Annotated in this window: 21 protein-coding genes; 17 read left to right on the forward strand and 4 right to left on the reverse strand. The window is 32.9% G+C overall.

All coding sequences use genetic code 11. From position 1 onward, the window contains the following. Nucleotides 1-6: 6 nt before the first annotated feature. Nucleotides 7-303, reverse strand: coding sequence for an ArsR/SmtB family transcription factor (locus AST02_RS09975; RefSeq protein ID WP_046466171.1), 297 nt, complete (start codon nucleotides 301-303; stop codon nucleotides 7-9). Nucleotides 304-455: 152 nt separating this feature from the next. Here AST02_RS09975 and AST02_RS09980 point away from each other — a divergent pair, with 152 nt between their 5' ends. The 9 genes from AST02_RS09980 to AST02_RS10020 all read left to right on the forward strand — a co-directional run bounded on the left by AST02_RS09980 (nucleotide 456) and on the right by AST02_RS10020 (nucleotide 8,807). After that, the gene (locus AST02_RS09980) at nucleotides 456-1,112 is read left to right on the forward strand and encodes an NAD(P)-binding oxidoreductase (protein ID WP_069817667.1); all 657 of its coding nucleotides are present in this window, start codon (nucleotides 456-458) and stop codon (nucleotides 1,110-1,112) included. 141 nt (nucleotides 1,113-1,253) lie between these two features. Further along, on the forward strand, nucleotides 1,254-1,952 hold the full coding sequence (locus AST02_RS09985; RefSeq protein WP_046466169.1) for a FadR/GntR family transcriptional regulator: 699 nt from the start codon (nucleotides 1,254-1,256) through the stop codon (nucleotides 1,950-1,952). A gap of 775 nt (nucleotides 1,953-2,727) precedes the next feature. Continuing rightward, nucleotides 2,728-3,666 (forward strand): type I phosphomannose isomerase catalytic subunit, encoded by a 939-nt coding sequence (locus tag AST02_RS09990; protein WP_046466168.1) that lies wholly within the window; start codon nucleotides 2,728-2,730, stop codon nucleotides 3,664-3,666. A 20-nt stretch (nucleotides 3,667-3,686) separates the two neighbouring features. Further along, entirely contained in the window at nucleotides 3,687-3,917 is a 231-nt protein-coding gene (locus AST02_RS09995; RefSeq protein WP_046466167.1) for a hypothetical protein, read from the forward strand. A gap of 247 nt (nucleotides 3,918-4,164) precedes the next feature. Further along, entirely contained in the window at nucleotides 4,165-5,145 is a 981-nt protein-coding gene (locus AST02_RS10000) for a YeiH family protein (protein ID WP_141714412.1), read from the forward strand. Between the two features lie 72 nt (nucleotides 5,146-5,217). Continuing rightward, a complete protein-coding gene (locus AST02_RS10005) occupies nucleotides 5,218-6,585 on the forward strand; it encodes an EVE domain-containing protein (protein ID WP_046466166.1) in 1,368 nt (455 codons plus the stop codon). Nucleotides 6,586-6,908: 323 nt separating this feature from the next. Further along, entirely contained in the window at nucleotides 6,909-7,292 is a 384-nt protein-coding gene (locus AST02_RS10010) for a thiol-disulfide oxidoreductase DCC family protein (RefSeq protein ID WP_069817668.1), read from the forward strand. Nucleotides 7,293-7,311: 19 nt separating this feature from the next. Beyond that, nucleotides 7,312-8,175 carry a ribokinase gene (rbsK, locus tag AST02_RS10015; RefSeq protein ID WP_069817669.1) on the forward strand — a complete coding sequence of 288 codons (864 nt, stop codon included), beginning with the start codon at nucleotides 7,312-7,314 and terminating at the stop codon, nucleotides 8,173-8,175. Between the two features lie 182 nt (nucleotides 8,176-8,357). Beyond that, on the forward strand, nucleotides 8,358-8,807 hold the full coding sequence (locus AST02_RS10020; RefSeq protein WP_046466163.1) for a Dps family protein: 450 nt from the start codon (nucleotides 8,358-8,360) through the stop codon (nucleotides 8,805-8,807). A gap of 372 nt (nucleotides 8,808-9,179) precedes the next feature. Here AST02_RS10020 and deoD read toward each other — a convergent pair whose 3' ends face one another. After that, complete coding sequence (gene deoD, locus AST02_RS10025) at nucleotides 9,180-9,890, reverse strand: purine-nucleoside phosphorylase (RefSeq protein ID WP_002507045.1); 711 nt, start codon at nucleotides 9,888-9,890, stop codon at nucleotides 9,180-9,182. A gap of 177 nt (nucleotides 9,891-10,067) precedes the next feature. Here deoD and deoC point away from each other — a divergent pair, with 177 nt between their 5' ends. The 4 genes from deoC to AST02_RS10045 all read left to right on the forward strand — a co-directional run bounded on the left by deoC (nucleotide 10,068) and on the right by AST02_RS10045 (nucleotide 13,652). Continuing rightward, the gene (gene deoC, locus AST02_RS10030) at nucleotides 10,068-10,730 is read left to right on the forward strand and encodes a deoxyribose-phosphate aldolase (RefSeq protein WP_046466162.1); all 663 of its coding nucleotides are present in this window, start codon (nucleotides 10,068-10,070) and stop codon (nucleotides 10,728-10,730) included. 71 nt (nucleotides 10,731-10,801) lie between these two features. After that, a complete protein-coding gene (locus AST02_RS10035; RefSeq protein WP_069817670.1) occupies nucleotides 10,802-12,103 on the forward strand; it encodes a pyrimidine-nucleoside phosphorylase in 1,302 nt (433 codons plus the stop codon). 11 nt (nucleotides 12,104-12,114) lie between these two features. Then, the gene (deoB, locus tag AST02_RS10040; RefSeq protein WP_069817671.1) at nucleotides 12,115-13,299 is read left to right on the forward strand and encodes a phosphopentomutase; all 1,185 of its coding nucleotides are present in this window, start codon (nucleotides 12,115-12,117) and stop codon (nucleotides 13,297-13,299) included. Then, complete coding sequence (locus tag AST02_RS10045) at nucleotides 13,299-13,652, forward strand: DoxX family protein (protein WP_002507049.1); 354 nt, start codon at nucleotides 13,299-13,301, stop codon at nucleotides 13,650-13,652. The genes deoB and AST02_RS10045 overlap by 1 nt, the downstream gene beginning before the upstream one ends. 129 nt (nucleotides 13,653-13,781) lie before the next feature. On the opposite strand, the gene AST02_RS10050 is transcribed toward AST02_RS10045, so the two are convergent. Then, complete coding sequence (locus tag AST02_RS10050; RefSeq protein WP_002507050.1) at nucleotides 13,782-14,252, reverse strand: S-ribosylhomocysteine lyase; 471 nt, start codon at nucleotides 14,250-14,252, stop codon at nucleotides 13,782-13,784. A 275-nt stretch (nucleotides 14,253-14,527) separates the two neighbouring features. On the opposite strand from AST02_RS10050, the gene AST02_RS10055 reads away from it, so the two are divergent. The 3 genes from AST02_RS10055 (at nucleotide 14,528) to AST02_RS10065 (ending at nucleotide 17,693) form a co-directional block, all read left to right on the forward strand. Then, on the forward strand, nucleotides 14,528-15,712 hold the full coding sequence (locus tag AST02_RS10055) for a M20 family metallopeptidase (protein ID WP_069817704.1): 1,185 nt from the start codon (nucleotides 14,528-14,530) through the stop codon (nucleotides 15,710-15,712). After that, entirely contained in the window at nucleotides 15,709-16,902 is a 1,194-nt protein-coding gene (gene ldmS / locus AST02_RS10060; RefSeq protein WP_046466157.1) for an L-aspartate--L-methionine ligase LdmS, read from the forward strand. Before AST02_RS10055 ends, ldmS begins: the two co-directional genes overlap by 4 nt. A 125-nt stretch (nucleotides 16,903-17,027) precedes the next feature. Then, entirely contained in the window at nucleotides 17,028-17,693 is a 666-nt protein-coding gene (locus tag AST02_RS10065; protein WP_046466156.1) for a DUF2750 domain-containing protein, read from the forward strand. Nucleotides 17,694-17,869: 176 nt separating this feature from the next. On the opposite strand, the gene coaW is transcribed toward AST02_RS10065, so the two are convergent. Continuing rightward, entirely contained in the window at nucleotides 17,870-18,667 is a 798-nt protein-coding gene (coaW, locus tag AST02_RS10070; RefSeq protein WP_069817672.1) for a type II pantothenate kinase, read from the reverse strand. Between the two features lie 91 nt (nucleotides 18,668-18,758). On the opposite strand from coaW, the gene AST02_RS10075 reads away from it, so the two are divergent. Next, nucleotides 18,759-19,127, forward strand: a complete 369-nt coding sequence (locus tag AST02_RS10075; protein WP_069817673.1) for a VOC family protein — start codon at nucleotides 18,759-18,761, stop codon at nucleotides 19,125-19,127. The last annotated feature ends 61 nt before the right edge of the window (nucleotides 19,128-19,188 follow it).

Here is a 19,188-nt window from a genome sequence, read left to right on the forward strand (position 1 = left end):
TCCTTACTATTGATGTGTTGCGTGATGTATCGCTTGTTTTAATAGGGTAGTAACATGCGTATCATCTATGGCGTATATCATAGATTGACCATCACGATTTGCTTTCACTAAATGCGCTTGCTTCAGTACACGCAATTGATGAGAAACATTAGATTGGCTCATTTCTAATTTGTGAGCAATATGACCGACACTATTTTCGCCATGCGATAATAAGTGCATAATACGTAAACGATTGCCTTCACTTAATGCTTTGAAAATTTCAGTCACGTTATCAATTGTTTGAGAATCTAAGGATTCATTCATTATGTAACGCCTCCTTATATTAATATATGAACATTTATTCATATATTAATATAAGGAGGCGTTATTGTCAAAGTATAAATCGCTTTAGTTTTAAAATCCTACAGAAGTGGTAAACTTTTAAGTAGTAACTACCTTTAAGGAGGCAATAATTTATGAGTATATTAGTAATTGGAGCAAATGGTGGCGTTGGCCAACATCTAGTAAATCAATTAAAAGAACGTGGTGAAAGCTTTACAGCTGCTGTGAGAAAGCAAGAACAAGCAGACGCGTTAAAAGATAAAGGCATAGATGCAACTTTAATAGATGTAGAAACGGATGATATCAAAACATTGACTGAAAAGGTTAAAGGATTTGATAAAGTTGTCTTTTCTGTTGGATCCGGTGGTAACACAGGTGCAGATAAAACAATCAGTGTGGATTTAGATGGTGCAATTAAATCAATTAAAGCAAGTGAAGCCAACAACGTAAAACAATATGTGATGGTTTCAACTTATGATTCTAGAAGAGAGTCGTTCGAAGCAAGTGGAGGTTTAAAACCATATACAATTGCGAAGCACTATGCGGACGAATATCTTAAACAAGCAGATGTAGGTTATACAATTGTGCATCCAGGCGGTTTATTAGATGATGCAGCTACGAATAAAATTGAAGTAGGTGCATTCTTTGAAGGTAGAGGATCAATTCCTCGTGAAGATGTAGCGTCAGTATTAACAGAAGTTTTGACTTCAGGTGACTACTTAAATACTGAGTTCCAAATAGTTAGTGGCGATGAAGAAATTTCAAAAGCTTTATCAAATTTTAATAAATAATTATCAAAAATAGTACGGGTTTTAGAAGACCAATTTACATAAAAGTGTAAATTGGTTCTTTTTTTATTTGAAATATATAGCTTATAATATAAATATATAGCAAAAATTTGATACAATAATAGATATCGTTTGGAGGTAATTATGAAAATTTCAAACACGAAAATCTATGAACAAATCGCTGACATTATTTTAGAGAGTATAAAATCAGGGGAGTATCAAGTGGGTGATAAGTTACCTTCTATACAAAAACTTGGTCAACAGTATGGTGTAAGTGTTGCATCAGTGAGAGAGGCGTTAAATGCTTTAAGAACGATTGGCATTATAGAAATGAAACAAGGATATGGCACATTTATTAAGCAAATAGAACCTACCTTTTTTGAATTAGGTGATAAGTTCACGTCGTTAGATCAAATTACAGAACTTTTAGAGTTAAGAGAAATCGTAGAAAGCGCTACGGTAGAAAAAGCTGCCATACATCGCAATGAAGCAGATTTAGTAAGTTTAAAAAAAGCATTGGATGAAATGGGTGAAGCGGTAACGGATGGCACATCTGGTGAAAAAGCAGATTTACAATTTCATCTTTCGATTGCAAAGGCAGCAAAAAATTCATTGCTAGTTGAGCTACTAAATAACATTTCTGAATTAATGCAAGATTCAATGGAAGAAACAAGGAAGATATTTATTTATAGCAAACAAAAAACAATGAATAAATTACATGAAGAACATGTAATTATTTATAATGCAATCGTAGAACAAAATGCTACCAACGCAGTCAAAGCTATGGAATCTCACTTATTTGAAGTTAAAGAAACAATTTTAGCTAATTTTAAAGAGCAATAATATTTGATAAGTATCTGAGAGTGGGACAGAAATTTAATTTTTTAACCAGCTTTTGTTGTGTCAGTTTAGGTCGGCAAAGATGACTAAAGATAAGAATACAAGAATTGAAATTTTTTAAATGCTTTAATATAGGCATATTTTCAATTTAGTCAGCTACTGCCAATATAACAATGTGGCTGAGACATGTATTTATGTTTCAATCTTATTGAAAAAGCGCCAATTTCAATTTAAAAAATGAAATGGTGCTTTTATTATTTATTAAGTTTATAGCACATGTTTTTCACTCTAGGTTGTTGAGCAATAATAAAAGCCCAAACTTCCGTAGTTTGGACTTTATCGCAAATTTTATATTTTTGAAAAAGTAATCAGCTTTTTCAAGTACATCATAACAATCTTTTAATAACCTTATATGTAAAACAGATAGAGTCCGTTTCCGTAACTCTATAGTAATTATAATATTTTTAGGTATATCATGGCAAGTATTTTTGTAAAAAATTTATAACAATACTATAAGTGTTCATTAATATGACTGAAAATGTAATTGAGTCAAACAAAATAATCTATTATGCTTTATAAAAAGTTGATATAATAACAAGTGATTTTAGTATCGTTGAACGCTGAATTAGTCGTTTATAACGCGCATCGTTATATGATACAATCTTTATAGTTCAAATAAAAAATACAAAACTATACATAAAAATTTCCGTTGAAAGTATTTTATATAGAAAGACTTAAAATTTAAATGAAGCAACTTAAGAATTTGGAGGTGTGATTCATGCCATTATTTTTAAAACCAATTTTCCATGAAAAAATATGGGGTGGCAATAGATTAAAAGAATTAGGATATGATCTACCAAGCGATTGTATTGGAGAAGCATGGGGGATATCAGCGCACCCAAATGGCAAATGTGAGATATTAAATGGACCCTACCAAGGTCAGACTTTAGACCAAGTATGGAATAACCACAGAGAATTGTTTGGCGATTTTCCAAGTAAGGAATTCCCGTTAATGACTAAAATTGTCGATGCTAAAGAAGCATTGTCAGTACATGTTCATCCAGATGATGCATATGCTTATGAAAAAGAGAATGGTCAATATGGAAAGTCTGAGTGTTGGTACATCATCGACGCTAAAGAAGATTCAGAAATTATCTATGGACTTTCTGCAGAGACGAAAGAGCTGGCCATAGATAAATTAAATGACGAAGCGTATAATGGATTATTTAATAAAGTTAAAGTTAAACCAGGAGAATTTTATTTTATTCCTGCAGGTACAATCCATTCCATAGGTGCAGGAATTCTTGTGTATGAAACGATGCAATCATCAGATGTAACGTATCGCGTGTATGATTTTGATCGTGAACATGACTCAGGTAATAAACGCGAACTTGACCAAGGAAAAGCTAAAGACGTCATTGAAATAGCCAATGAAAATATAAACATTTCTACAGATACTGAAATCATAGAAAATCACAAACGTACACAACTCGTATCTAACGATTTTTTCACAATTGTGAAATGGCAAATTTCAGGCACACTAAATTATATGAAACCGAGAGAGTTTGTTCTCGTATCAGTACTCAAAGGTGAAGGACAAGTGATTATTGATGGTGAAGTCTATGATTTAAATCACGGACAAAACTTTATTCTAACTTCAGACGACTTAGATACGATATTTGAAGGAGACTACGAACTAATAGTAAGCTACTTATAGAAAAAATGGAGTGTTTTGAAATGTATAAATTTTTGTATATCTCATTAGTTTGTGGAATGTTAGCAGGTGCAGGCATATTTTTAAAACTACCAATTTTTCCTTCTATGACATTTCCAGTAATTATAGGGGTAATTGGGATAATTTCAGCATTGATTACGATTCCTAATAAAGAGATAAGCGGATTATTAAAGCTTGGCGGGGTTATGATTAATATCATGCCGATTATGGCTGCGTTTGCAGTAGCGCAATAACCAGTAAGTTCAGTATCTTTACATTATTGTAGAAGATACTTTTTTTGTGTAATTTTATGAAAAGTATAAACATTTTAAAATTATTTTGAAATATACTTTAAGAAGCATCTTATGATTAGTTGTTTTTGTGGCTGTGAAAATTTAGCTAAAAATATTTAAATAAACATTATAAAATATAATATTTGTTTTTCCAGTTTTATGTTAAAAGAAATATGCTAAAATGGAACTAAATTAGGAGGTGGCAAGTGTGCACAATGTGCGAGGTATCATGATGACCTTGGTAATTGCAATGGTTGCAACAATATTAGGAAGTGAATTTCCAGTCATTGGCGGTGCAATTTTTGCTATTATTATAGGAATTATTATCAATAATATAATTTTAATTCCCAAAAAATATGAAGCTGGTATTAAGTATAGTAGCAAAAAGATTTTGCATTACAGTATTATCGTGCTTGGTTTTACATTGAGCTTTCAATCTATTGGAGCAATTGGATGGAAATCTTTACCAATCATTATCATTACTTTACTTGCTGCCTTTATAACTGTGTTCTTGTTAATGAAGTTATTTAAAATTAATGAACATCTAAGTATTTTAATAGGGGTTGGAACAGCTATATGTGGTGGATCAGCAATTGCTGCAACAAGTCCAGTAATTAAAGCGAAAGAAAGTGAAGTAGCATTCGCTATTTCTACGATATTTTTGTTCAATTTAATAGCAGTATTTATATTTCCACCATTAGGTCACGTATTAAATATGGGGCAAACTGCATTTGGATATTTTGGAGGTACAGCTATTAATGATACTTCAAGTGTGATTGCTGCAACTTCAAACTATGGCAATACGGCCTTAGAAACAGGCGCAGTTGTAAAGTTAACGCGTACGTTGATGATTATACCAGTGGTACTCTTTTTTACATATAGAACGATACGCAAAGAAAAAGCGAAACAAACTGATACATCTATCGCTAAAATATTTCCATGGTTTATTGTATGGTTTATCTTAGCATCTTTAATCAGTACTATTTTTAATTTTTCACCTACAGTGATACATGTATTCCAACAAATTTCATTGTTTTTAATTACAATGGCAATGGCTGGCATTGGATTAAGTGTTGATTTTAAACAATTTAAACAAGCAGGTATGAAACCAGTAATGCTTGGGCTAGTAACATGGATTGTCGTCATTATTTCAAGTTTAATTACGATGAAGTTAATAAACTTATTGTAATGTTTGTTCAGAAAGAATTTTTTGCATATAATAGGTAAGGTAGAATTTTTATATGAGATAAGGAGTATCTAAATGGCAGAGGAAACAAGTTATTTTTGGTTAAACTGCGGATATAATCGCTGGAACCATAATGAACTATTAGTAGGTCAAACGACATTATTTGAATCAGGTGCACAATTTAATCCTTCACAAGGTTTCCGATCATTTAAACAAGCTAAAGTAGGAGACCGTGTTATCTTTTATCAAGTACAGATGGATACTGGTTTATTAGGTTTTGGTGAAATTACAAGTGTACAAACAGGTGCTCAAAATAAAATTCGTGTTCATTTTCAATTACAAGAACAGCTTAAACCATTAACTGCGGATTATTTGAAAAGAAGCGAACAATTAGAATTTAGAATGAGAAATATGAAAGAAACTTTATTTAATCAAATGACACAAGATGAATTTGAGTTAATTGTTAGTTTAGGTAAAGGAGAAACCAAAATTCCTCGATACTTTTTTATATCTGAAGAACAAGAGTTTGAACCTGAATCATACAATACAATATATACGCACACATATAACGGGATTAAACGAAATGGTTATCATTTTTACACGCAACTTGAAATAGGTGATCAACTTATTTTTTATAATAAAAATAGAGATCAGTCCGTCATTGGTGTAGGAGAAGTCAGCAAGCATATACATGAAAAAGCACCTATACCTGGAAGAACAAACAGTACTGCAATTGAGGTCTATTTTGAAAAAGAAATTGACCCTGTCTCATTGGGTACATTAAACAAACATCCTAAATTAAAAAATTTATATTATCTTCAAGAAAACGCAAAACAAGCTATTGCTAGCATGTCAAAAACACAATTCGATGCGATTCGTGAAATAAGTGAAAATGATGGTATGAAATCACAATTTGAAACTGTTAAAAGTGGACAGATGATTGATGAACATACTGAAGATTTAAAGCCGTTTATCTTACTCGTAGTTGATAAAGGAGAAGGCTTAAAGGCAGCTGAAGATTTATTACAAAAAACAAACGCGAAACCAGTTATAACTTCTGGTCATCCTGACTTTTCCGAAGATATGCTGTATGGTAAATATTTACCAAATGAAACAGGTGCACTGTACTATAGAGAAGGATTCATAACGAATCTCATGCCACGTACAGATAAAAGCTATCTTGTTATAGATAACTTTAATCGCATTGATCCAGATATCTTCCAAACATATATCAATGTGCTAGAAGGTTATGAAATAACATTACCACGCTATAATAGAGACGGTAGTATGGTTAAATGGTCTAGAAAAAAAGATTCATTTTATCATTTTAATCCAAATTGGCATATTGTGGGTATCACATATGATGACTTAAATGAAATTAAGCAAAAATATACTGAGCAATTTTTGAAATACACAAGAATCGTGAAAGTAAATCAAGATTAATCTATCTTTAACTCATAGTGTATTTAAAGTAAATAATATAACAAAAGCGATGGGCGTGCCCATAGCTTAAAATATAAGCATCAATTCATTACGTTTGATTAATGGATTGGTGCTCTTTTAAAATTCTTGGAGTTTTTAAGTGTTAGTCCAATTTAGTTTAAAATGTCCACATCGGTTATAATTAGAGTATAAATGACAATCAAATTGTAGAACGAGTGATATAATGATTTAATTTTATAATTTTAGGATATAATAATAGTGTGGAGAAATCATATTCACTTATGAAGTGACAATAAAATATTTTACTGTTAGGGGTGAAGTATATGCCAATAATATATTATGATGCCAATTGTGTATATTGTTATAATTATGCAATTTGGTTAATACAAAATGGTTTATCAAGACGTTATCAATTTGCTGAATTACAAGGTGAAACAGCACAAAATTTATTTGAAAATTATCCTGAAACGAAACAATATGACAGTGTTATATTGCAAGAAGGGAATCATTTCGAATATAAATCTGATGCAATCACAACACTAATCACAACACTGACAAATTATAAATGGATCGGTATATTGCTACATTTGACGCCTAAACCACTTAGAGATTTAGGATATCAATTGTTTGCTGATAATAGAGATAAAATGTGGAAAACGCATTGGCATCAGCCTAATGCTTATGAGCAATCATTTTTTATTGAATGAATAGACGGAGGAAGCAAATATGGAGAACATTGTTGTAATAGGTAGTTCATCAATTGATTTAGTAGTGAAAACAGACGTTTTACCACAAGCAGGTGAAACAGTTATGGGTAATTCATTTTTTACAACTACAGGCGGCAAAGGTGCTAATCAGGCTGTTGCAGCAGCCCGTTTGAGTAATAAGGTCTACATGATAGGCGCTGTAGGTGATGATGATAATGGTAAACAGATTATTCAAAACTTAGAACAAAACAATGTAGATACAAGTTTTATGGACAAAATTGAAAATGAAACTTCTGGAACAGCGCATATTACACTGTTTGAAGATGATAATCGAATCATCGTTGTGCCTGCTGCTAATAATCATGTAACGCCTGAAAAAGTGTTGCCAAAACTCGAACACTTTGGTGCAGGAGATATTATTTTGATGCAACATGAAATACCAGAACAAACGATTAAAGAAGTGACAGACTATGCTGTGAAGCATGATATGAAAATAATATTAAACCCAGCACCATATCGTAATATTGATAAAGACATCATAGATAAAGTGACTTGGATTACGCCAAATGAATCAGAAAGTGAACTACTATTTGAAAACGGAGTAGATGAAGCACTGAAAGCATACCCGCGTAAGCTTATTGTAACTAAAGGCGCAGCAGGTGCTATGTTTTACAATGATTCTCAACAGCTTGTCAAAGGTTATAAAAAGAAAGTTGTTGATACTACAGGTGCTGGTGACACCTTCAATGGTGCTTTAGCTGTTGCACTAATTGAAAATAAACCTTTAGAAGAAGCTGTTGATTTTGCTAATTTAGCAGGTAGTTTTTCTGTAACTGGATTAGGTGCTCAAGGTGCAATGCCATACAGAAAAGAACTAGATTAACCCCCATTAATTTGGGTATAATATAGTAAGGTTATGAAATGATGACCTAGATTAAAATAATTCTAATTTAGGTAGCGAAATTGCTTTACAGATTGTAATTATTATTATATAATAATAAATGTAATCAAGAACTCGAGTAGTCATTTTATAATGATAATTAAACTTAAAGGAGAGGTTTTAGCATGACAAACAGTAATAAAGACGTAGTAAAAGTATTAAATGAACAAGTAGCAAACTGGACAGTAGCATTTACTAAATTACACAATTTTCATTGGTATGTAAAAGGACCTAATTTCTTCTCACTACACACTAAATTTGAAGAATTGTATGATGAAGCAAGTCAATATATCGATGACTTAGCTGAACGTATTTTAGCAGCAGGTGGAAATCCAGTTGCAACATTAAAAGAAAGTTTAGACCTTGCAATCATTGATGAAGCTGGTAAAGGCTATAAAGCTGAAGAAATGGTAGAAGAACTATCTAAAGACTTTGAAAATATTACAAAACAATTAGAAGAAGCAATTGAAGTTGCATCAGCTGCAGAAGATGATGTAACAGAAGATATGTTCATCGGTATGAAAACAAATATAGATAAACATAACTGGATGTTAAAATCTTATTTAGGTAAATAAGAGAATTCAGTCACATATATGAATGAATATTATATTTTGATTGAGCAATAGGCTAGTGTATAACTGGCCTATACTCAGATTAAAAGCAGTAATCTGTTGTTTTTAGTGGATTGCATAGTAGCTGTCTGTATCCAGTCAGTATAATGAGAGCGGAAATAAGAAATCAAATTTTGATTTTTTTCGCTCTTTTTCTATTTAAATAATCTGTACAATTATATAAAGGCTATGCATATAATTACTATCACAGTGAATCTATTTATTATTTATTCGAAATTTTTATGTTTATCAATTTTTTCATTAAAAAACAGGTCCTCCAAAACAACGTATGTTTTGGAGGACCTGTTTTATTTAAATAATGATTTGAAATATCAATTACTCAGCCATTTCGAGTGCGACTTCCATCATTTGTGTGAAAGAATTTTGACGTTCTTCAGCTGTAGTTGCTTCATCGCGTAATATATGATCACTCACTGTAAATATACCTAACGCTTTTTTACCAGCGTAAGTTGCATTTAAATATAATGCAGCAGATTCCATTTCTATACCTAAGATGCCCATACGTTGCCATCTTTCATTAAACGTTGGATCAGCATTATAGAATGTATCAGATGATAATATGTTCCCTACATGTGTAGTTGCCCCAATTTCATCTGCTTTTTGTTTTGCTTTTAAAACTAAATCGAAATCAGCTAATGGTGCGTAATGACCTGGAATATTATATTGTTCTACATAACTAGAGTTTGTAGAAGCGCCTTGAGCAATAATTATATCGTAAAGGTTAACGTTTTCTTGTAATGCACCACAAGATCCAATACGGATAATTGTTTCAACATCAAAGAAATTATAAAGCTCATAAGAATAAATTCCAATACTAGGTACGCCCATGCCTGATCCCATTACTGATACTTCTTTCCCGTTATAAGTACCAGTATATCCAAACATATTTCTAACTTCGTTGAATTGTTCAACGTTTTCTAAATAGTTGTCAGCTATGTATTTTGCTCGAAGCGGATCTCCCGGCATTAATACTGTTTTTGCAATTTTAGTTCCATTGGGTTGAATATGAGGTGTAGATTTTGTCATAATCATCTTCTCCTTTATGTTCTTTTATCAATTTAAAGATAACATTTGTTTATTATTTTTGCGAATTTTTGTAATATAGCTAATAAGAGAGTGTTTATAAAGATATATATTCAATTTTGCTTTATAATAATAAGTGAAATGAATGTTTATTGTAAACAAAAATTAGGAGGATTTAATATGAATTATGCAAAATATATAGATCATACATTACTTAAACCGGAGTCGACTAGAACTCAAATCGACAAAATTATCGAGGAAGCTAGAGAATTCAATTTTAAATCAGTGTGTCTTAATCCTACACATGTAAAATATGCAGCTGAAAAACTTAAAGATACAGAAGTATTAGTTTGTACAGTAATTGGATTCCCTTTAGGCGCGTCTACTACAGAAACGAAAATGTTTGAAGTTGAAGACGCTGTGAAAAACGGTGCTTCAGAACTTGATATGGTTATCAATGTTGGTGCCCTAAAAGATGGACGTTATGAAGACGTACAAAAAGACATTGAAGGCGTTGTTGGCGCTGCGAATGGTAAAACAGTTAAAGTAATTATTGAAACATGTCTATTAACAGACGAAGAAAAAGTTAAAGCAAGTGAACTAAGTAAAGCAGCAGGCGCTAACTTCGTTAAAACGTCAACAGGCTTTGCTGGTGGCGGTGCCACTCCAGAAGACGTGAAATTAATGAAAGATACTGTTGGAGATGACTTAGAAGTGAAAGCTTCTGGTGGCGTGAGAAACCTTGAAGATTTCAACAAAATGCTTGAAGCTGGTGCAACACGTATTGGTGCGAGTGCAGGCGTTCAAATTATTCAAGGTTTAGAAAGCGATTCTGACTACTAGAATAGTTAGTATGCAAAAAAGGGATAAACTATTAAGTTTGTATGATAGACAAACAGGGGAGGCCAACTCATATGAGAATGGTAGATATTATTGAAAAAAAGCGTGACGGACAAGTACTTACAAAAGAGGAAATTGAATTTTTTATAACTGGTTATACAAATGGTGATATACCGGATTATCAAGCTTCTAGTTTAGCGATGGCTGTATTCTTTCAAGATATGAATGATGAAGAGAGAGCTGCGTTAACTATGGCAATGGTTAATTCAGGTGATGTTATTGATTTATCAGATATTCACGGTACTAAAGTGGATAAGCATTCTACTGGTGGAGTTGGAGATACAACTACATTAGTACTTGCACCTTTAGTTGCAGCTGTAGGTGTACCTGTAGCTAAAATGAGCGGGAGAGGACTAGGCCATACAGGCGGAACGATTGATAAATTAGAATCAGTTGAAGGTTTCCATGTTGAAATCAGTGAAGAAAAATTCGTTAAGTTAGTTAATGAAGCAAAAGTTGCTGTCATTGGACAAACTGGTAACTTAACACCAGCAGATAAAAAATTATATGGTCTTCGTGATGTTACTGGTACCGTCAATTCTATTCCACTTATCGCTTCATCAATTATGAGTAAAAAAATTGCAGCAGGTGCTGATGCAATTGTACTTGATGTTAAGACAGGTAATGGCGCATTTATGAAGACGCTTGAAGATGCTGAAGCTTTAGCACATGCTATGGTAAGCATCGGTAATAATGTAGGTAGAAATACAATGGCTATTATTTCAGATATGGGTCAACCTTTAGGACACGCTATAGGTAATGCCTTAGAAGTAAAAGAAGCAATTGAAACATTACAAGGTAAAGGTCCTGAAGACTTAACCGAACTTGTAATGACTTTAGGTTCACAAATGGTTGTAGTGGGCGGCAAAGCAAAAGATTTAGAAGAAGCACGTGCATTATTAGAAACAGCAATACAAGATGGTTCTGCTTTAGAAAGTTTCAGAACATTTTTAGAGAATCAAGATGGAGATGGCTCAGTAGTAGACGACGTATCAAAATTACCACAAGCTAAATACCAAATAGAATTGCCAGCAAAATCATCAGGTTTCGTGACTGAAATTGTTGCGAATGAAATGGGTGTTGCCTCGATGATGTTAGGCGCAGGTAGACAAACAAAAGATGATGATATTGATTTAAGTGTTGGTCTTGTACTGCATAAAAAAGTAGGAGACAGAGTCGATGAAGGCGAACCACTATTAACAATACACAGTAATCGCGAAAACGTTGATGATGTAATAGAGAAATTGAACGAAAGTATCACAGTAAGTGAACAAGGTGCAGAACCAACATTGATCCATAAAATTATTACTGAATAGGAGTTGAGACAATGACTACACCATTTAAACGAGTACACTTAATTGTGATGGACTCAGTAGGCATAGGGGAAGGTCCTGATGCAAAAGCTTTTAACGATGAAGGCAGTCATACATTAAAACACACATTAGAAGATTTTAATCAGTCATTACCTAATCTTCAAAAGTTAGGTTTAGGTAATATTGAACCATTACCTGTAATTGAAAAAGAAGCAAAACCACAAGCATTTTACACTAAAATGAGTGAAGCTTCAGTAGGTAAAGATACCATGACAGGGCATTGGGAGATTATGGGCTTAAATATCATGCAACCTTTTAAAGTATATCCTGAAGGTTTCCCTAAAGAATTGATAGATGAAATTGAGTCTATAACAGGTCGCAAAGTAGTGGCTAATCGTCCTGCTTCTGGAACGCAAATTATAGATGAATGGGGAGAACATCAAATGAAGACTGGAGACTTAATTGTCTACACTTCAGCTGATCCAGTACTCCAAATTGCAGCACATGAGGATATTATTCCGTTAGAAGAACTTTATGATATCTGTGAAAAAGTAAGAGAATTGACTAAAGATCCAAAATATTTAATTGGTAGAATTATTGCCAGACCTTATCTTGGTGAACCAGGTTCCTTTACAAGAACATCTAATAGACACGACTATGCTTTAAAACCTTTTGGTAGAACAGTTATGAATGAATTACAAGATGGCGGCTATGATGTTATTGCTTTAGGAAAAATAAATGACATTTTCGATGGTGAAGGTGTGACTGAAGCGGTTCGTACAAAAGATAATATGGACGGTATGGACAAATTAATAGAAACAGTACAACGTGATTTTAATGGACTAAGCTTTTTAAATCTTGTGGATTTTGATGCCTTATACGGACATCGTCGCGATAAAGCAGGTTATGCACAAGCAATTAAAGATTTTGATGAGCGTTTACCGGAACTTATGGAGCATTTACAAGAAGATGATTTAGTCATTATCACTGCTGATCATGGTAATGATCCAACTGCTGAAGGTACAGATCATACAAGAGAGTACATCCCAGTTTTAATGTTTAGTCCGAAAATTGGTGAATATCATGAATTATCGGTAGATACTACATTTAGTTCGCTAGGTGCAACGATTGCTGATAATTTTAATGTGAAATTACCAGAGTACGGAAGAAGCTATTTAAAAGAAATGGGCATTGAGTAATGAAGAAAATAATTAGAATTTTATTTGGCATTGGTTTTAGCGTAGCTGGCGTGCTTCATTTTAAAGATGAAGAAAATTTTAGAAATATTGTACCTGAATATTTACCATTTAGAAAAGCTGCAGTTTTAATCACAGGTGTGTTTGAAATCGTGTTTGGTTTATTATTATTAATCAAGCAGCCTTCAACATGTTTGAAAAAAACGATAAATGCTTTTTTATGGGCTGTATTCCCAGCTAATATTTATATGGCACGTAAAAATTTACCGCTAGCTGGTAAGCAATTACCTAAATGGGCTTTGTATGGCCGTTTACCATTACAATTTATCATGATAAAAATGATTAGTAAGCTATAATAGGTTAAATAAAGAAAGTGGCTGTTAGTATCCTTATTGGAAATCTAACAGCCACTTTTTTATGCAACATAGTTAAGTTTGGAATAAATGAACTCACAGTTATCTTAAGTTAATTATAGGATAGTATGATTATTTGTTTTCTCCGTATACATCTTGCCATACTGATTTTTGATCTAAGAAAGTTTGTGCAATTTCTTTAGCGCCTTCAAGAGAGTGACTTGCTGCCCAGCCACATTGTACTTCGTTACAAGCAGGTACTTCTGTAGCGTTTAATACATCATTGATTGTCTGTTCGATGATGTTTAAGACATCTTCATAATCATCATGGTTAATGAATGAAACATAGAAGCCAGTTTGACAACCCATTGGGCTAATATCAACTACTTTATCTGAATGATTTCTGATATTCTCGGCCATCAAATGTTCTAGGGAGTGTAAACCAGGCATCTCCATATGCTCTTTGTTCGGTTGTTTGAAACGGATATCATATTTATGAATAACATCACCGTTAGCGCCTTCCATTTTACCAGCTAGTCTGACAAATGGTGCAGATACTATCGTATGATCTAAATTGAAGCTTTCAACGTTCATTTTTGGCATGTCATATCCTCCTAATATTATAAGTAAGTTAATTGTAACAAGACCGCAATGTATTTACAATTTCTGAAACGGGTATAAATATAAAGTGGTAAATACTAATTTATTTTAAAATTCAGAAAAGGAATGACAGAAGACGACAAACCCGATAGAATAAATAATAATTAAACACGATATAAATATTTAGCATGATATGTGGTGTTATCTATAAAATTACTTAATGCATAGCGTTTGGAAGTTGATAGTGTTTTGGTAATTCAGGAGGTAGAGTGCAAACGATGGAGAAAAAACAAATTATTTTAGATTATATAGAAAATGAAAATCATAAATACTTAGAAATGAGTCATCAGATACATCAAAGACCAGAATTAGGAAATGAAGAGATTTTTGCTTCGAGAACTTTGATTGAAGATTTAATAGCGCATGATTTTGAAGTAGAAACCGATATAGCAGGTCATGCAACAGGATTTATTGCACGATACGACTCAGGTATAGAAGGGCCGACAATTGGATTTTTAGCAGAATATGATGCTTTGCCAGGCTTAGGACATGCTTGTGGTCACAATATTATTGGCACTGCCAGTGTACTAGCGGGTGCTGCTTTGAAACAAGTGATTGATAAGATTGGTGGTAAAATTATCGTCTTAGGTTGTCCGGCAGAAGAAGGCGGTGAAAACGGCAGTGCTAAAGCGACTTATGTTAAAGCAGGTGTTATAGATGAGTTGGACATTGCGCTCATGGTCCATCCTGGGAATGAGACATATCGAACGATAGATACATTAGCAGTCGATGTTTTAGATATAAAATTTTATGGTAAAAGTACACATGCATCTGAAAATGCAGATGAAGCAAGAAATGCTTTAGATGCGATGATTTCTTATTTCAATGGGATAGCGCAATTAAGACAACACATCAAAAGCCGCCAACGTGTGCATGGTGTGATACTAGATGGTGGTAAAGCAGCGAATATTATACCTGATTTTACACATGCACGTTTTTATACGAGGGCTACGTCTCGAAAAGAGCTAGATGTTTTGACTGAACGTGTTGGACAGATAGCAAAAGGCGCAGCGCTACAAACAGATTGTGACTTTGAATTTGGACCAATACAAAATGGAGTCAATGAATTTATTAAAACTTCTAAATTAGATGACTTATTTGCGAAATATGCCACTGAAATGGGTGAAGCAGTTATAGATGATGATTTTGGATATGGTTCCACGGATACTGGTAATGTCAGTCATTGTATACCAACGATTCATCCTCATATCAAAATTGGTTCACGAAATTTAGTTGGTCATACACATCGTTTCCGTGAAGCAGCAGGTAGTACCCATGGTGATCAAGCATTAATTAGAGGTGCCAAAATCCTCGCTTTAATGGGGCAAGAACTCATAGAAAACAAGCCATTGTTTGAAGAAATCATCGAACAATATCAATATACAAAGGGGCACAAAAAATGACAAATCAAAGCTCTCTAAGACCTACATTAACACTTAGTGATCTTTACGATTCACATATTGTTTATACTTCTAGACCATCTTATATATCAAATCCTTGGTTGGAACCCGAAGTACATCAATCTAATTTTTTGACTGGTAGAGAGCTGATTATTGCTAATGAGATGCCTGTAATCGTACATGAAGCAAGCGTAACGGATAAATTAAAAATGCTATTTGAAGCAATTGGTAAAGGTATGCCAACAAATATTCTTAAGTTTGAAGATCAAAGTAGCTATGAACAATTGATACAAGATTTGGCGCATGATTATAAAAAAGTTTATTTTCAATACATTCATGGTGAAGATATTTTGAATAAAAAGTATTATGCCTTAGATAAGGATATTTTTGTAGCTTTAAATAATAAAGCACGTATACCAGAATGGACAAACCATAAATATCTACCTACAAGAGAAGTTGTTGATATAGATAATTTTGTAGAAGCTGTAGCAAAATGGGAGTATCCATTTGTATTGAAACCTGGAGACGACCTACCAACAGCGGGTGGATATGGTGTGATGATTTGTTATAATGACGCTGATTTAGAACAAGCAAAGTTGCGCATTGAAAATGCTAAAAAAGAAACTGATACGATGATTATCGAACAAAAAGTTGAAGCAGTTGCAAATTATTGTGTTCAATATGCATATTCAAAGTATACTGGTGTGCGTTATATTGGTACTTCTGAACAGTTAACCAATGAATATGGACATTATAATGGAAACGAAAATGTACAAGATGTGCCTGACGCTGTAATTCAAGCAGGGAAAGAGATTATGGAAGTCGGTGTGTCGAAAGGATATTTTGGAATAGCTGGTTTTGACCTTTTGGTAGATAGCAATGGTGATATTTTTGCGATAGATTTGAATTTTAGACAAAATGGCTCAACAAGTATGTTGTTGCTAGAACCGTTTCTTCAAGAAGGGTATCATAAATTTTATAGTTATTTGTCACATGTAGATAATTCAAAATTTTTCAACACAATTATGAAATATGTTAATAAAGGTGTATTATTCCCGTTATCTTATTATGATGGAGATTGGTTTGATAATGAAGTTGTTAAATCAAGGTTTGGTTGCATATGGCATGGGGAAAATAAAGCAAGTGTAGAAAAAATGGAGCAGCAATTTTTAAAAGATTTAGAATCAAATTAGAACAACTACTCACAAATATAATGAATATCTCTAGTGAATTGCATTAGACGTTAATTGACTAGAGTATAAGAGTCATTTATATTTTAAGTATAGGTAAATATTATAAATGAATTGAAGGTGCTATGATGTCTTATAAACAAAATTCATTTTTCCAAGAAATTTTAGTCAATGAAGTCTTTTACGTAGCTACAAAATCAAAAGAATTAATTAGACATGAAGTATTGGGAAAAAACGTAGTATGTGCGTGGTCAGAAAAATCTAAAGCGGAAACTTTTTTGAAGAAGCTTAATATTGACTACAGCCATATAAAGAAAATTGATATAGACCGTTTTGTAACATACGAAATGGATAACTTATTTGAAGAAGGTGAAGAAGTACTCATTGATGCTACTGGTACTACTGATGGGGAATTGATTAATATTGTAGAAATTACAAATGAGTTAATGTCTGATTTAGACAATATTCGATTGAAAGAATTTGTAAAAGATGTCTCTAAAGAGGATGCAGTATTTGGTTTATCTAATCAAAAAGAAAAACATTTTATATTGATTAGTGATGATGAACATCAAAGACCACAAATTATGCCTGTTTGGAGCATTAAAAGTAGAGCTGAAAAGGTAAGGGACGAAGACTTTGAAGAATGTGAAATTATCGAAATCGAAGGGGAAGTATTCGCTGAATGGTTGGATAATTTACGAGATGATGATAAAGCTGTAGCGATAGACTTAAAATCTGGGGTCGTAGGTACAGTTGTATCTGCTCAAAAAGTGATTGATCAACTTACATTTTAATTATTTCTAAATGCGTTTGAATACGCTAGTATTTTGTTTTTATATTATTTGAATAATGGTAATTATGATGGTTTGTTTTGAAAGTATAAATAGGAATTTGAGCCTAAATATTTTGAATTACTAATAAAAGCAGTTTTCTACTGAAAAAGTAGGAAACTGCTTTTTTATGTTTAAATTTATAAATGAATTGCACCTAATGCACCAGAGAATGCACCATGTTCAATATAATAAGGTTTAAATCCACGAAGAATTGTATAATCTGTAACAACTTTTTTTAATAGATCGTTATTATGAAAAGATGAGCCAATATAAGCTACATTTTCAGTATTGTTTTCTCTAGCAACGGTAATAGACATTGTAGTAATAACTTCCCCGACAACACCTATAACTGAGGCTAATTTATCAGCATCTGTAAAATCAGCGTCCAAATTATGTAGGACATGGCCAAAGTTTGCTGCTGTAAGATCACCTGAGATTGGCGGTTCGCTGTCTTTATAAATATGTTTAACCTTCAAATCAATAATCTCTCTATTGCCGCTTTGAGCTGTGTCAGTTAATTGCTTATAATCTTTAATACCAGTTAATAAATAACCAAGCCCTTGAATCATTCCGCCACCAGCGCCAACACCACCTACTCGTTGTTGATGCTTACCGTCTGAAAAGTGTAATGAAGTGCCAGTACCGACGTTAGTGAAGATGTAATCATCTAATAAGTGCTCTTGTTCTACTAAAAGTATTTCTAAACCTTTTGCAGCCGCATCAAATTCGACAAAAATACGCGAAGGACAAGTCAAGTGTTCTTGTATTACTGCAGCTTGTCCACCGGTTAAACTAATGCTTTCACAATCTTGTTGATTTAACCATGAGATAACATCATCAATTTCAGTTGTTGATTTTGTTGTGTATACACGTTCCCCGTTATTGTCTTGAACTATTTTAATTAGAGTTCCACCAGCATCAATGCCAATCTTCATCTCTATTTCCCCCCAAATAAATTTACATTATAACTAATATTATAATAAAATGGGGGAAAATCAAATATGAAATTAAAAGGAGCATTATTTTATGATGCAATTAAGCCCATTTATTAAAGTAGACGACGTTGATGAAGCTGTAAAATTTTATAAAAATGCGTTTGGTGGAGAAGAAAAAATATTAAACGAAACGAATGGACGACGACTACATGTAGAATTGCATGTGAATACAACAGTGATATTACACATATCAAGTACATACGGAAAAGAATGGCATAATGATAATACTAATATAATTTTGACCTTTGACGATTTAGAAGCACAACAACAAGTGTTTGAAGCTTTGAGTCAATCAGGTGACCCTCATATGCCACTTGAAAAAACATTTTTCAATGCCATGCATGGTCAAGTTAAAGATCAATTTGGTGTGAATTGGCTCATGAATTGCTTTTTAAACTAAACTGTTGAATATAGGTTATAATTAGTTAGAAAGTGGTATTAATAAATAATTACTAAGTTTT

The organism is Staphylococcus equorum (genome assembly GCF_001747895.1).
Lineage (GTDB): Bacteria > Bacillota > Bacilli > Staphylococcales > Staphylococcaceae > Staphylococcus > Staphylococcus equorum_A.

Bases quoted from the DNA above. Each gene is read 5' to 3' on its own strand.
- AST02_RS09975 (WP_046466171.1), bottom strand. From the start codon at position 303: ATGAATGAATCCTTAGATTCTCAAACAATTGATAACGTGACTGAAATT.
- AST02_RS09980 (WP_069817667.1), top strand. From the start codon at position 456: ATGAGTATATTAGTAATTGGAGCAAATGGTGGCGTTGGCCAACATCTA.
- AST02_RS09985 (WP_046466169.1), top strand. From the start codon at position 1,254: ATGAAAATTTCAAACACGAAAATCTATGAACAAATCGCTGACATTATT.
- AST02_RS09990 (WP_046466168.1), top strand. From the start codon at position 2,728: ATGCCATTATTTTTAAAACCAATTTTCCATGAAAAAATATGGGGTGGC.
- AST02_RS09995 (WP_046466167.1), top strand. From the start codon at position 3,687: ATGTATAAATTTTTGTATATCTCATTAGTTTGTGGAATGTTAGCAGGT.
- AST02_RS10005 (WP_046466166.1), top strand. From the start codon at position 5,218: ATGGCAGAGGAAACAAGTTATTTTTGGTTAAACTGCGGATATAATCGC.
- AST02_RS10010 (WP_069817668.1), top strand. From the start codon at position 6,909: ATGCCAATAATATATTATGATGCCAATTGTGTATATTGTTATAATTAT.
- rbsK (WP_069817669.1), top strand. From the start codon at position 7,312: ATGGAGAACATTGTTGTAATAGGTAGTTCATCAATTGATTTAGTAGTG.
- AST02_RS10020 (WP_046466163.1), top strand. From the start codon at position 8,358: ATGACAAACAGTAATAAAGACGTAGTAAAAGTATTAAATGAACAAGTA.
- deoD (WP_002507045.1), bottom strand. From the start codon at position 9,890: ATGACAAAATCTACACCTCATATTCAACCCAATGGAACTAAAATTGCA.
- deoC (WP_046466162.1), top strand. From the start codon at position 10,068: ATGAATTATGCAAAATATATAGATCATACATTACTTAAACCGGAGTCG.
- AST02_RS10035 (WP_069817670.1), top strand. From the start codon at position 10,802: ATGAGAATGGTAGATATTATTGAAAAAAAGCGTGACGGACAAGTACTT.
- deoB (WP_069817671.1), top strand. From the start codon at position 12,115: ATGACTACACCATTTAAACGAGTACACTTAATTGTGATGGACTCAGTA.
- AST02_RS10045 (WP_002507049.1), top strand. From the start codon at position 13,299: ATGAAGAAAATAATTAGAATTTTATTTGGCATTGGTTTTAGCGTAGCT.
- AST02_RS10050 (WP_002507050.1), bottom strand. From the start codon at position 14,252: ATGCCAAAAATGAACGTTGAAAGCTTCAATTTAGATCATACGATAGTA.
- AST02_RS10055 (WP_069817704.1), top strand. From the start codon at position 14,528: ATGGAGAAAAAACAAATTATTTTAGATTATATAGAAAATGAAAATCAT.
- ldmS (WP_046466157.1), top strand. From the start codon at position 15,709: ATGACAAATCAAAGCTCTCTAAGACCTACATTAACACTTAGTGATCTT.
- AST02_RS10065 (WP_046466156.1), top strand. From the start codon at position 17,028: ATGTCTTATAAACAAAATTCATTTTTCCAAGAAATTTTAGTCAATGAA.
- coaW (WP_069817672.1), bottom strand. From the start codon at position 18,667: ATGAAGATTGGCATTGATGCTGGTGGAACTCTAATTAAAATAGTTCAA.
- AST02_RS10075 (WP_069817673.1), top strand. From the start codon at position 18,759: ATGATGCAATTAAGCCCATTTATTAAAGTAGACGACGTTGATGAAGCT.